Origin of the sequence: Streptomyces sp. SID3212, from assembly GCF_009865405.1 — a bacterium.
Taxonomy (GTDB): domain Bacteria; phylum Actinomycetota; class Actinomycetes; order Streptomycetales; family Streptomycetaceae; genus Streptomyces.
Genome location: NZ_WWJY01000906.1, coordinates 1 through 12,170, shown reverse-complemented (window position 1 = coordinate 12,170; position 12,170 = coordinate 1). Strand labels below are relative to the sequence as shown.

At 71.3% G+C, this 12,170-nt stretch carries 11 protein-coding genes; 5 read left to right on the top strand and 6 right to left on the bottom strand.

The window, feature by feature from the left end; all coding sequences use genetic code 11:
- Positions 1 to 990, bottom strand: a 990-nt coding sequence (locus GT042_RS27250) for a methylaspartate mutase (protein ID WP_161311381.1), incomplete at its 3' end; no start/stop codon positions are given.
- Entirely contained in the window at positions 987 to 1,439 is a 453-nt protein-coding gene (locus GT042_RS27245) for a cobalamin-dependent protein (protein WP_161311380.1), read from the bottom strand. The genes GT042_RS27250 and GT042_RS27245, both read right to left, overlap by 4 nt.
- A 260-nt stretch (positions 1,440 to 1,699) precedes the next feature.
- Between GT042_RS27245 and GT042_RS27240 the strand changes: the two genes are divergently transcribed.
- Positions 1,700 to 1,981, top strand: a complete 282-nt coding sequence (locus GT042_RS27240; RefSeq protein WP_161311379.1) for a hypothetical protein — start codon at positions 1,700 to 1,702, stop codon at positions 1,979 to 1,981.
- A 141-nt stretch (positions 1,982 to 2,122) separates the two neighbouring features.
- Positions 2,123 to 2,335: an MbtH family NRPS accessory protein gene (locus GT042_RS27235; RefSeq protein WP_161311378.1), complete on the top strand. Its 213-nt coding sequence runs from the start codon at positions 2,123 to 2,125 to the stop codon at positions 2,333 to 2,335.
- Positions 2,336 to 2,513: 178 nt separating this feature from the next.
- Here the strand turns inward: GT042_RS27235 and GT042_RS27230 are convergent, their stop codons facing one another.
- Both GT042_RS27230 and GT042_RS27225 read right to left on the bottom strand, forming a co-directional pair.
- A complete protein-coding gene (locus GT042_RS27230; protein WP_161311377.1) occupies positions 2,514 to 3,440 on the bottom strand; it encodes an ornithine carbamoyltransferase in 927 nt (308 codons plus the stop codon).
- A gap of 102 nt (positions 3,441 to 3,542) precedes the next feature.
- Complete coding sequence (locus GT042_RS27225) at positions 3,543 to 4,907, bottom strand: helix-turn-helix domain-containing protein (RefSeq protein ID WP_237531246.1); 1,365 nt, start codon at positions 4,905 to 4,907, stop codon at positions 3,543 to 3,545.
- A gap of 277 nt (positions 4,908 to 5,184) precedes the next feature.
- Here GT042_RS27225 and GT042_RS27220 point away from each other — a divergent pair, with 277 nt between their 5' ends.
- Positions 5,185 to 8,196, top strand: coding sequence for a BTAD domain-containing putative transcriptional regulator (locus GT042_RS27220; RefSeq protein WP_161311375.1), 3,012 nt, complete (start codon positions 5,185 to 5,187; stop codon positions 8,194 to 8,196).
- A 105-nt stretch (positions 8,197 to 8,301) separates the two neighbouring features.
- Here GT042_RS27220 and GT042_RS27215 read toward each other — a convergent pair whose 3' ends face one another.
- Positions 8,302 to 8,592: a hypothetical protein gene (locus GT042_RS27215; protein WP_161311374.1), complete on the bottom strand. Its 291-nt coding sequence runs from the start codon at positions 8,590 to 8,592 to the stop codon at positions 8,302 to 8,304.
- A 99-nt stretch (positions 8,593 to 8,691) separates the two neighbouring features.
- The gene (locus GT042_RS27210) at positions 8,692 to 9,120 is read right to left on the bottom strand and encodes a hypothetical protein (RefSeq protein WP_161311373.1); all 429 of its coding nucleotides are present in this window, start codon (positions 9,118 to 9,120) and stop codon (positions 8,692 to 8,694) included.
- Positions 9,121 to 9,456: 336 nt separating this feature from the next.
- Here GT042_RS27210 and GT042_RS27205 point away from each other — a divergent pair, with 336 nt between their 5' ends.
- Together GT042_RS27205 and GT042_RS27200 are read left to right on the top strand one after the other, a co-directional pair.
- Positions 9,457 to 10,833, top strand: a complete 1,377-nt coding sequence (locus GT042_RS27205; RefSeq protein ID WP_161311372.1) for an MFS transporter — start codon at positions 9,457 to 9,459, stop codon at positions 10,831 to 10,833.
- Positions 10,817 to 12,170, top strand: a 1,354-nt coding sequence (locus GT042_RS27200; RefSeq protein ID WP_161311371.1) for an amino acid adenylation domain-containing protein, incomplete at its 3' end; no start/stop codon positions are given. The genes GT042_RS27205 and GT042_RS27200, both read left to right, overlap by 17 nt.

The window sequence follows — 12,170 nt, the reverse complement described above, 5'->3', positions numbered from 1 at the left end:
CCGGGTCCGGTGCCGGGCCGCGGCCCGCGCGGCGACCCGCAGGGCCTCCACGTTCTCCGTGACCTTCGGGATCCGGTGCGCCTCGGCGGTCGTCTTCACGATCAGCCGGGCCGCCCCCGTCTCCACGGCCAGCTCGGCCGACCGCTCCAGGAGGTCCAGGGAACCGCTCCGGGTCTGCGGGTACAGCCCCATGTACGTGTAGAGGACGACGTGCCAGTCGGTGTCCGGCAGCAGTTCGGCGGCCAGCCGCCGCAGCGCGTGCACCGCGTCCCGGTCCTGTGCCGGGCTGGTCTGCTGGGCGTAGCTGAGCGAGATGCTGCGCAGCCCCGCCCGGTGGAAGAACAGCGCCTCCAGGGCGCTGATCGCCACGAGCAGCCCGGGCGGGCAGAGCTGCCCGAGCATGCAGCCGCCGAAGGTCTCCAGGTGGGGTTCCGCCCCGGTGCCGCGCAGCCCGGCCAGGAAGTCGCAGGTCTCCTGCCAGTTCCGTACGGAGTCCAGGAGCGGGGTACGTCCGTACGGCAGGCAGTACGAGACGGGCCCGCCCTCCGTCGCGTCCAGGCCGAGCCGCGCCAGGGCGGCGACGATGCGCTGGGGGCGGGCGGAGCCGTGCCGGATCTGCACGGGGAAGCCCGCGTCGCGGACGCCGTCCAGCACCCAGTGCGAGGTGTGCGGACTGTACGAGGTGAGGGGGAAGCCGTTGAGGGGGACTCCGCTGTTCAGGGCCTTGACCGCCGACGGTTCGTCATTGACCCGCGTGTAGCTGTCGATGGTCATCGTGCCGACGACCCCGTCCGCCGCGCCCTTCGTGGCCAGCAGGCCGGCCCGCATCAGCGCGGGGTCGGAGAACCCCATGCGGGGCTGGACCACGAGGGTGCCGCGGGCCTGCGACTCGGCGACGAAGCGGCCGAAGGAGCGCGGGCGCCGGTGGGCGGCGATCCGGCCGGCCGGGGCGGCGGGGGGCGGGACGTCCGTACGGACCGGTGCGGTCATCGTTCCACCTCTCGGGACAGTGAGCCGACGTACGATTCGAAGGCGGCGATGTTCACGCCGTCCTGGAAGACCGCGTCGAAACCGGCGCTCATCAGTTCGTCGGTCTGGTCCTGCCGGCCACCGGAGACCCCGAGCTTCCCGCCGATGACGGCGGGCAGCCCGGCCAGTTCCCAGCGGGACCGGATCGCGCCGATCAGCGGCCCGGCGTCGTTGAAGCCGTGCCCGTTGACGCTGCTGACCACCAGCAGGTCGGGCTGGAACTTGCAGCAGGACTCGACGATCTCGTCCTCGGGCACACAGGAACCGAGATTGACCACCGTGTGCCCGAGGTCTTCGAGCAGCAATTGGATGTAAATGAGATTCCAGGTGTGCGCATCGGAGGGGAGTCCGGTGACAACAACATCCAGCGGCCCGGATCGATGACGAGCCGCCCATTCCGCAGGCTTCATTGTTCGCTTCGTCCACATCATTGGATGACAAGGGGAAAAGGAGGCCCTGGCATGCCGGAACTTCCTTTCGGAGACCACCGTAGATTCGCCGGGGGCCGGTTTCCGGCGCCCCGTGCGGCAACCGCCCGGCAGGAAAGGAGCAGTTGCGCGACAGGACCGTGCCGGACGGCCGCGGGGGCGCGAGACTGATCGCACTGCGCTCGCAGAATTCAGCCTCCGGCTCCGTACCGACCGCCGGCGAACGACCGAGGAGTGATGACATGGCAGAGACCGGCCACAGTGTCCTGGTGGCGGACGTACTCGCGGACGTCCTGGAGGAGGTGCGGGAGCGGGTCGACCGGCGGGAGGCGCTGGGGGAGGCCCAGATCGCCGTGCTCGAAGCCGCGCTGAACATCGTCCGGGCCGGTCAGGCCGGGTTCGAGGGCCTGCCGTTGGAGCGCTCCGAGCTGGTGCGCGAGGCGCTCGGGTCGGTGCGCGCGGCCACCGTGGCGACCGGGGTGGCGCTCACGTACGCGCACCAGCGGGCCCGGATGCTCGCCTGACGGGGCGGGCCGTGGTGCCGCCGATCTGCCTGGGCTTCTGCCCGGTGGAGCGGCGGGCGGCTCCTAGTCTTTGAGTCAGCCAAACAACTCAGGCGTACCCCACGACCGAACGCTTACCTTCGTCCAACCGAGGTGGAGAACATGGCAACCAATCCGTTCGAGGACTCCAACGGCCGCTATGTGGTGCTGGCCAACGAAGAAGGCCAGTACTCGCTGTGGCCGGCCCGGATCCAGCAGCCCGCCGGCTGGGAGCTGATGAGGGACGAGGGCAGCAAGGAGGAGTGCGGCGAATTCATCGAGGCGAACTGGACCGATATGCGGCCGCGTTCGGTGGTCGCGGCGATGGGTGGCTGATCCCACCGGTTCCTCCCGTTTCCGAAGGGGCGGGTACGAGGCGCTAAAAGCCTCGTACCCGCCCTTTCCGCTACGGCGCGCTTTTCCCCGACCGGGATTCGCGGGAGCGGGGAGCGTGGCACGCGCGGCGCCCCCGGCCCGAACGGCCGGGGGCGGAAGGCGCGGGGGAGAGGCGCGGTCAGTTCTGGGCGCCCACCACACACCACTCCAGGACCGCGGCCGCCGCCGTCATCTTGTGGTGCGCCTGCCGCCACGCCAGGCTCGAAGGACCGTCGAGGACCTCGTCGGTGACCTCCTCGCCCCGGACCGCCGGCAGGTCGTGCAGGAAGACGGTCCGAGGGCCGCCGAAGCGGTCCAGGAACGCGCGGTTGATCTGGAAGCCGTCGAAGTCGCTCAGCCAGTCGGGGTTCTCCTTCGTCACACCCATGGTCTGCCACCGGCTCGTGTACACCGCGTCCACCGGGCCCTCGACCTCGTCGGCCGTCACGACCTGGCTCACCAGGGCCGTACCGCCGCTGAGTTCGGCCACCAGGTCCAGGGTGTCCTTGGGTACCTCGTACCCGCGCGGGCACAGCAGGGTGAGCCGCAGGCCGGGGGTGAGCGCGGCGGCCAGCGCGAGGGCGGCGCCGGAGCTGTTGCCCTCGCCGACGGCCAGCAGGTGCACCCCGTCGAGCGAGCCGAACTCCTCGGTGAGCGTGGCGAGATCGGCGATCGCCTGGGTCGGGTGCTCGTCCAGGCTCAGGGCGTTGACGACGGCCAGGTCCGGGCTGCTGCCGAGCTGGCGGATCTCCTCCACGTCCCCGTTGGTGCGTACGACGAGGGCGTCGAGGTACTGCCCGAGGACCCGGGCGGTGTCCTCCACCGTCTCCCCGGTGCTGAGCTGGAGCTCGTTCGGGCCGAACGTGATCACGTCGGCGCCCAGGCGGGTCGCGCCGCTCCAGAACGACGTACGGGTACGGGTCGAGGACTTGCGGAAGTAGACGCCGACCTGGCGCCCGGCGAGCGACGTCGCGTGGATGCCGTCACGGCCGAACTCGACGGCCCGGCCGACGAGGTGGCGCAGCTCGGCGGGCGTGAGGTCGGCGAGGGAGATCAGGTTGCGCATGGGGGCGAGGCCTTTCACGAGAGGGGAGGGAGGGGGAGAAGAGAAGAGGGGGAGAAAAGAAGACCGGGAGAAGCAGAAGGAGGGACGGGAGAGCGGGCGGGCCTACTCCGCGAGCGCGTCGACCAGGGAGCCGTGCTCCCTCTCCTGCTGCTGTTCCTGCTCCGCCACGAGCGCCGCGCGGACCAGGTTGAGCACCGTGAAGCCCACCGGGCCCCCCGGAGTCGTGGGGAGCTGCCGGATCAGCCCCCGTACCAGCAGGGCGTGCGCGTCGCGGGCGGTCTCCGCCAGCGACGTGCCGTTCGCGCGTGCCGCGTCGTCCACGGTCCACGGGTCGACCGGGGTACGGAGCAGGGCCGTGGCGCGCGGGCCGAGCCCGGTCACCGCCGCGGCGAGCCGGTCGCTCAGGGTGGGGCCGGCGGCGGGGTCGGTGGGGGTGACCCCGTCGACCAGGACCAGCGGCACGGTGCGGGCGATGTCGAGGAGCTGCTCCGGGGAGTACAGCAGCAGCCAGGAGGCCGCGGCCTCCAGCGCCTGCGGAATGCCGTCCAGCGCTCGGCAGATGTGGGCCGCCGTGGTGGTGACGGTGTCCGTGGGGAGGAAGTCGGGCCGCATGTGGCTGACATGCGACAGCATCAGCTCCACGGCGGGCCGGTCCGTCACCAGGGAGTCGCCCGGCAGGGAAGCGGCCAGGTCGGAGGGGGCGGGCACGGGCAGCGGGGCCAGCGGCAGCAGCCGGCCACCGGGCAGCTGGACCGGCCGGCAGGTGGTCGTGAGGATTTTCACGCGCTCGCAGACGCGCAGCAGGTTCAGCAGCGGCCTGATCGCGGAGGGTGACGAATCGTAACCGTCAAGTACGATCAGGGTAGGCTTGTGCCCTATGACCGTGGCAAGTTCGTCCAGTTTCTCGCCGTCACGGACCAGCGCCCGCACCCATCCCGTCATCGTCGACAGCGGGCTGTTCGCCGCCGCGCCGGTGGTCTCGGCCGCGCCGTCCAGGGCGACCCAGAGCACCGGGACGCGGTCGCGGGAGTGGAGCAGCGAAGCGGCCTCCTGCGCCAGCCGGGTCTTCCCCACTCCCGGCAGCCCCACCAGTGTCAGCAGACGCTCGTGTTCCGTGGACAACCGCGCCGTCAGCGCCTCCAGTTCGGGGCGCCGGCCCACCAGGGGGCGCAGGGGCGCGGGCGGCACGGCGAGGTCTGCTCCGTATATGTCCTGGAATACCCGTCCCACGGCCTGGGCGTCCACGGCGAGTTCGAGCTCGATCCGCCGTGCGTCGGTCAGGCGCATGGCATTGGCGAGGAGTCTGAGAGTTTCTTTACGGGGATGTTGCACGCGGCCCAGCTCCAGGTCCCGAATGGCCCGTACGCTCACGGTGGAAAGCCCCGCGAGCTGTTCCTGAGTGAGCCCCGCCCGCCTGCGCGCATTCTGGAGCAGTACGTCAAGACCGGGCGCCGTCTGGGAATTCATCATTCTCTCCTTGGTCCCCAAAATCTCGGTAATGCGATGGCCGGTGACGCGATCTCCCAGGACGGTCCGAACGCACCGGCCCGGACCGGTGATTCCCCGGTCTGCTCACGCTCTGTATCCTCCGCGGCGGTGAAGGCCCGCCGTTGATGAACAGCTTGCAACGCGCCATTCCCGAACTCTTCCCGGCGCAGTACCGCGCTTTTCCTGGTAGGGGCTACGATCGCTTGGCGCTGGGGAGGGTCTGCGCGTGAGCAGAGCTGAGGGGGAGGGAGGCCGCATGACAACAGCGGCAGGAGATCGGCTGCGATTCAACATTCTTGGCCCGATCGAGGGCTGGTCGAACGGGACACGTCTGCGGCTCGGAGGAGTGATTCAGGAGCGAGTTCTGGCCACTCTGCTGCTGGATCCGGGAAAGGTGCTTCCCGTTTCGCGACTGGTCGAGGCGGCCTGGGACGAGGAGCCGCCGACCACGGCCTCCCACCAAGTACGCAAGGCCATAGCGGATCTGAGACGGCGGATACCGGGCGGCGCCGACGTCCTTCTCACCGACGGCCCCGGTTATCGCGTCGCCCTCGAACAGTGTGAAATCGACCTGGCCGAATTTGGACTGCTGACGCGCAAAGCGAAGATCGCTGCCGCCGAGAGCCGGCCCGCCGAAGCGGCCGAGATTCTGCGGGGAGCGCTCGCCCTCTGGCGCGGACCTGTCCTGTCGGGCAGCGGCGGACCGGTGATCCAGGCGGCCTCCACCTCCATCGAGGAACGCCGGCTGACCGCCGCGGAACAGCTCTTCGAGCTCCATCTCGCGCTCGGAGAGGCCGCCGAACTGGTCGTGGACTTAAAAGATTTGGTCAATCAACATCCCCTGCGGGAGACCCTGCGCGGCCAGTTGATGGTCGCGCTCTACCGGTCCGGCCGCCAGGCCGAGGCGCTGGAGGAGTACGGCAAGGTCCGCGAGCTGCTCGTCGAAGAGCTGGGCATCGACCCGGGGCCCCAACTCACCAAGCTGTACGAGGGAATCCTGCGGGAGAGCCCCGAACTGGCAGGCCCTGGACCGGCGCCCGCCCCCGCCGCCCCCGTACCGCTGCCGGCGGAACCGCCCAGCACCCTCCCGTACGACCTGTCGGACTTCACGGGACGCGAACGGGAACTGGCGGAGATCCTGCGCTGCGCCGGGGAAGGCAGCGAACAGGGCCCGCAGATCGTCGCCATCGACGGCATGGGCGGCTGCGGCAAGACCTCCCTCGCGGTACGGGCCGCGCACCGCCTCGCCCCCGAGTACCCGGACGGCCAGCTCCACATCGACCTGCGCGGCTACACCCCGGGCGACCAGCCCGTGACCGCCGGCACCGCGCTCGACAGTCTGCTGCGGGCCCTCGGCATCCCGGGCGACCGCATCCCCGACGACGTACCGGCCCGTACCGCCCTGTGGCGCGCGACCCTGATCGGCAGACGGCTGCTGATCCTCCTCGACAACGCGGGTGACGCGGCCGGCATCCGCCCGCTGCTCCCCGCCTCCTCGGGCTGCCTCGTCCTGGTCACCAGCCGTGCCCGCCTGGTCGACCTGGACGGCGCGCAGTGGATCTCCATCGGCGTGATGCCGCCCGAGGAGAGCGCCACCCTGGTGGCCGAGACCCTCGGCGCCCAGCGGGTGGCGGCCGAACCGGAAGCAGCCGCCGAACTCGCCCGGCTCTGCGGCCACCTCCCGCTCGCCCTGCGGATCGCCACCGCCCGCCTGCGCAACCGCCCGCGCTGGACCCTCCAGTACCTGGCGGAACGTCTGCGCGACGAGACCCGCAGACTCGACGAGCTCAGCTCCGGCGCCCGCAGCGTCTCCGCCACCCTCCGTCTGTCCTACCAGGCCCTGGACGACGAGTGCCGTACGGCCTTCCGGACGCTGGCCCTGCACCCGGGCGGCGACATGGACGTCCACGCGGCGGGCGCGCTGCTCGGCTCGGGCACCCGCGAGGCGGAGGACCTGCTCGAAATGCTGCTCGACGTGCACCTCGTACAGCAGCCGGAGATCGGCCTCTACACCTTCCACGATCTGGTCCGCAGCTTCGCGCAGAGCCAGCTCGGCGAGTCCGCCGAGGGCGAGGACGCGGTCGCGGTGGAACGTTTGCTCTGCTACTACCTGACCGCCACCGAAGTGGCCTGCGACCTCCTCTACTCCGGGCGGCGCCACCGCCCCACCGGACTGCTCCCCTCCACGGCGGAACTGCCCGATCTCAGCACCGCGGAACGGGCCCAGGAGTGGTTCCTGCGCGAGCAGACGGCGCTCCTCGCGACGGTCACACTCGCGGAGAGACGCGGCCACGACCGGTACGTCGTGTGCCTCGCCCGCAACCTCGTCTTCCAGCTCAACGCGCGTGGACACCTGGAGGAGTTCGGCGAACTGGGCCGGACCGCGGTCGCCGCCGCGGAGCGGTTGCAGGACCTGGCGCTGCTGGGAGTGAGCCTGTCCAACCTCGGCGTCGCCTGCTGGAAACTCGGCCGCTTCTCCGAAGGGCTCGACGCGGCCCGGGAGAGCCGGGACGTCGCGATCCGCCTCGGCGACCGGCACACCCAGGCCCACAGTGAGAGCATCCTCGGCCAGTTCAACAGCCTCCTCGGCAACTTCGCCGAGGCGCTGGGCCACATGGAGACGGCGATCGCCCACGAACGCTCGCTCGGCATCCCGCGCGCGGAGGCCGAGAGCCTGACCATCCTCAGCACCCTCTACGAACAGTGGGGCCGGTACGAGGAGGCACGGGACGCGGCCCAGCGGTCGGCCGAACTGAGCCTCCAGCTCGGACAGCACGAAGGACTGCCCGGTGCCATCACCGATCTCGCCCTGGCCCACATCGGCCTGGGCGAGTACGACGAGGCGGACCGCTGCCTGACCGAGGCCCGCGCGCTGTACGGGGACACCGGGAACCAGGTGAACCTGGCGCTGACCCTGGCCCTCTCGGCGGATGTGGAGGACCGGCTCGGAAAGCCGCCCCGCACCCCGGACCAGGCGGAGTACGCCCTCCAGCTGATGCGGACCAACTCCTCGCCGCTGCGGCGCGCCAAGGTGGAGAACACGGTGGGCCGGCTGCGGCTGCGCCAGGGGGACGCGGCGGCGGCACTGGCCCTGCACCAGCACGCCTTCGACCTCTCCGCGGCCATCAGCTACCGCATCGAGGAGGCCTACGCGTTAGCGGGGATGGCCGATGCCCTGGGTGACACGGCGGAAGCCGGCGTGCACCGGGCCGCCGCCGAGAAGCTCTTCGCCGAGATGGGAGTGCCGGCGGACCGCCGCCGTGCCTGACGGCGTGCCCCGCGCGGCAGCGAGCCCCGGCAGCACCGAGCCCCGTACCGGAACTCCGGTACGGGGCTCAGCTGTTCGGGGGGAGCGGGTGGGACGGGGAGCGGTTCAGAGAACGGAGGACGTGGGGCCCTTGTCGTCGTTGGTGACGGCGATCACGGTCGGACCCTTGTCGTCGGCGAGCACCACGGTCGGGCCCTTGTCGTCCGCCGGGACAAGAGTGGGTCCCTTGTCGTCGGCGGCGACACCGGGGCCGGTGATCGTGGGGCCCTTGTCGTCGGCGACAACCTGCTGGACGCTCCGGGGGCCCTGCGTGTGTCCCGCCTCGGCCACCGTGCCGAAGCCGAAGGCCAGCGTTGCCGCGAAGATCCCGAAGAGTCCAGCAAGCTTACGTCCCATGGTCCCGCCCCTAAGTTGGTGTTTGTGGGTGTTTGCGGTGTTCCGCTTCCCGACACCACTGATGTTGCTGGCGGGCGTTCCCTGACCGTTCCCGCCCCGTTACCTGCCTGGGGAACCGTCGCGGGAACGGTCCAACACCAGGTAGTGCGGCCCCAGTTGGCAGGCGGCCACCCGGGGTCCGCCGGGGGTGAGCACCACATGGGTACGGGCGGGGCCCGACTCATGGCCGGCGAGGTCGAGCAGCGATCTCACGAGCGAGCGGAGCACGGCGCGCTCCGTCTCGTCCAAGCCCGCGGTACCGGTGTCCGGCGCGGGCGCCAGCGCCACGATCCCGGCCACGGTGTGCATGCCGTTCTCGGTCTCGGTCTCGACACTGAACTGGGGCCCGTCCAGGGACTCCTGCGCGGCGTACGGCTCGGGACGGCCGCCCGACGCCACGCGCTCGGCCCACCGTTCCACGGTCGACAGGTCCTGGAGGGCGTGGCGCAGATTCGCCCTGTCCGGCGAATGATCCCTGGGGTTCTTCACGGGAGTACTCCTTCTGTGCAGACAACTACGTGACGACCCTCGCCCGCCCGGGTCCCGTCGGCGTCCCGTTCCGTTCCCGCGCCCTTCCCGTTCCGGTGTTCGCGAAGGGAACGCGGAGGTAATCCCCCGACGCATGCTGACCCCGTTCGATTCAGGCAGGGATCCGTGGTGATCCGCGTGGAAAGCGAAAACCCTGGGGGATTGAGGCGTGGTTACCAACCCGTTCGAAAGCCGCGGTACGGCGTGCCGGGCACCGGTGGACAGGGGACCCGGATCGTGAGCGACGCCCGGAAAACAGCGGACATTCCCGGAAGTTTCGCGGGGATGGGGCCGCTCATGCTGGTCTGGTCCGGTCAGGCGGTGTCCCTGGTGGGCAGCGCGGCGGTCCGGTTCGCCTTCATCATCGAAGTGTGGTCGGCCGGCGAACAGGCCACCGCCGTCACGATCCTCTCCCTGTGCGCGATGCTCCCCCAGGCGGTGTTCAGCCCCATTGCGGGTGCGATCGTCGACCGGATCCCCAAGCGGGCCGCGCTCCAACTCGCGGACGCCGGCGGCCTGGTCGTCGTGGGCTCCCTCGCCCTCCTCCACTACCTCGGTGCCCTCCAGTCCTGGCAGATATATCCGGCCACCGTGCTGCTAGGGGTGTGCGCCGCGTTCCAGTTCCCGGCCCTCTCCTCGGCCGTTCCCCTCCTCGTCCGCAAGGACCAGCTCGGCCGCGCCAACGGCCTGCTCGCCGGCGCCAAGAGCGCGGCCGGGATCGGCGGCCCCGCCCTGGGCGGCCTCCTCGTCGCGGTCTTCGGGATCGGCCCCACGCTCCTGGTGGACGTGGCGAGTTACGCGTTCGCGCTCATCGGGATCCGTGTCGTACGGCTCAAGGGCGACGTGGTCGTCAAGGAGACCACCGGAGCGCCGCGGCGGCGCATCACGGCCGACGCGGCCGAGGGGCTGCGCTACCTGTTCCGGGTGCCCAGCCTGCGCGACCTGATCGTCAACTTCTGCCTGGTCAACCTGGTCATGGTCTTCGGCTTCGCCCTCATCTCGCCGATGGTGCTGCTGCGCGCCGACACCGGCGCGCTCGCCGCCGTGAACAGCGCGATCGGCATCGGCGGAGTGGCCGGCGCCCTGCTGATGGCCGCCTGGGGCGGACCCAAAAACCGCGGCCGGGGCATGATGCTCGGCGTGGTCGGCATGTGCCTGTCCGGCCTGGTCGCGATGGGTCTGGCCGGCGGAGTCGTCGGCTGGTGCGTGGCGATCCTCATCGGCGCCCTGCTCATGACGACGGTCAACGCGTCCATGCAGGCGATCGTGCAGACCAAGGTCCCCCACGAATGGCAGGGCCGGGTCTTCGGCGCGGTGATGTTCCTGTCGCAGATCTCCGTCCCCCTGGCCATGGCGGTCTCCGGACCGCTCGCCGACCACGTCTTCGAACCGGCGGCGGCCGACGGCTCCGGGATCTTCACCGTGCTCGGACCGCTCGTCGGCGACGGTCCCGGCAGCGGCATGGCGGCCATGTTGTTCCTCGCCGGGGTCGGCGGGACCGCGATCGCCCTGTGGGGCCTCGCCAGCCGTTCCATCAGAGACATCGACGTCCTGCTGCTCGACTTCGACGCACCCGGGGAGCCAGAGGCGTCCGGGATGCCGGAGGCGCACGACGCGCCCCGCGGGAAGAGCGGCAGCCGGCCAGGAGGTGAGCGCGATGAAGTGCACGCATGAACTGTTCGAGGACCAGGCGGTACGGACGCCCGGCGCGACGGCCCTGATCCACGGCGACGAACGCCTCGACTACGCCGGGCTCGACGCCCGCGCCGACCGGCTGGCCGGCCTGCTCGCGGCGAGCGGCGTCCGGCACGGCGACACGGTCGGGGTGTTCCTGGAACGCTCCACCGCGCTGGTCGTGACGGTGCTCGGCATCCTCAAGGCAGGCGCCGGATACGTGATGCTCGACCCCGCCTTCCCCGCCGAACGGCTCCGGGCGATGGCGGCGGACGCGGAGATCGCCGCCGTGGTGTCCACCCGCGACGCCGGGCCCGACGCGCTCGGCGTCCCCGAGGTCCACGTGGAGGACGCCCCGACCGCACCACCGCTGGCGCGCGGCACGGTCCCGGTCCGCCCCGGCGACATCGCCTGCGTGATGTTCACCTCCGGCTCGACCGGACGGCCCAAGGGCATCGCCGCCTCCCACCACGCCGTCACCGCCACCCTCACCGGACAGGACTTCGCCTCCTTCGGCCCCGGATCCGTGTGGCTCCAGTGCGCGCCCCTCTCCTGGGACGCGTTCGCCCTGGAGCTGTGGGGCCCGCTCCTCAACGGCGGGACCTGCGTCCTGCACCCCGGACGGCGCCCCGAACCCTTCGTGATGGCACGGCTCGTCGCCGAGCACGGAATCACCTCCCTCTACCTCTCCTCCTCCCTCTTCAGCGTCATCGTGGACGAGTACCCGCAGGCGCTCGACGGACTGCGGGAGCTGATCGTGGGCGGCGAGGCCCTCTCCGCCCCGCACGCGGCCCGCGCCCTGGAGCGCCACCCCGGCCTGCGGCTGAGCAACGGCTACGGGCCCGTCGAGTGCATGATCTTCCTCACCGTCCACCCGGTGACGCCGGAGGACGTGCGCGACGGCGGCCCCGTGCCCATCGGCCGCCCGCTGGCCGGCAAGCGGCTGCACATCCTCGACGAGGAACTGCGCCCGGTGCCGGACGGCGGGACCGGTGAGCTGTACGCCGCCGGGGCGGGCGTCGCCCGCGACTACCGGGGCCGGCCCGCGCTGACCGCCGAACGTTTTGTGGCGGCCCCCACGGGTGAACGCCTCTACCGCACCGGTGACCTCGTACGCCGGGGCGCCGACGGTGTCCTCGCCTACCTGGGCCGCGCCGACAGCCAGGTGAAGATCCGCGGCTTCCGGGTCGAGCCCGGCGAGGTCGAGAGCGTCCTGGCCCGCCACCCGGCCATCGACCGGGCGGCCGTCGTCGCCCACGCACACCCGGCCGGCGACCGGCAGCTGACCGCGTACGTCGTCCCGCGCGGCGGACGCCACCAGGCGCCCCCGGCCGACG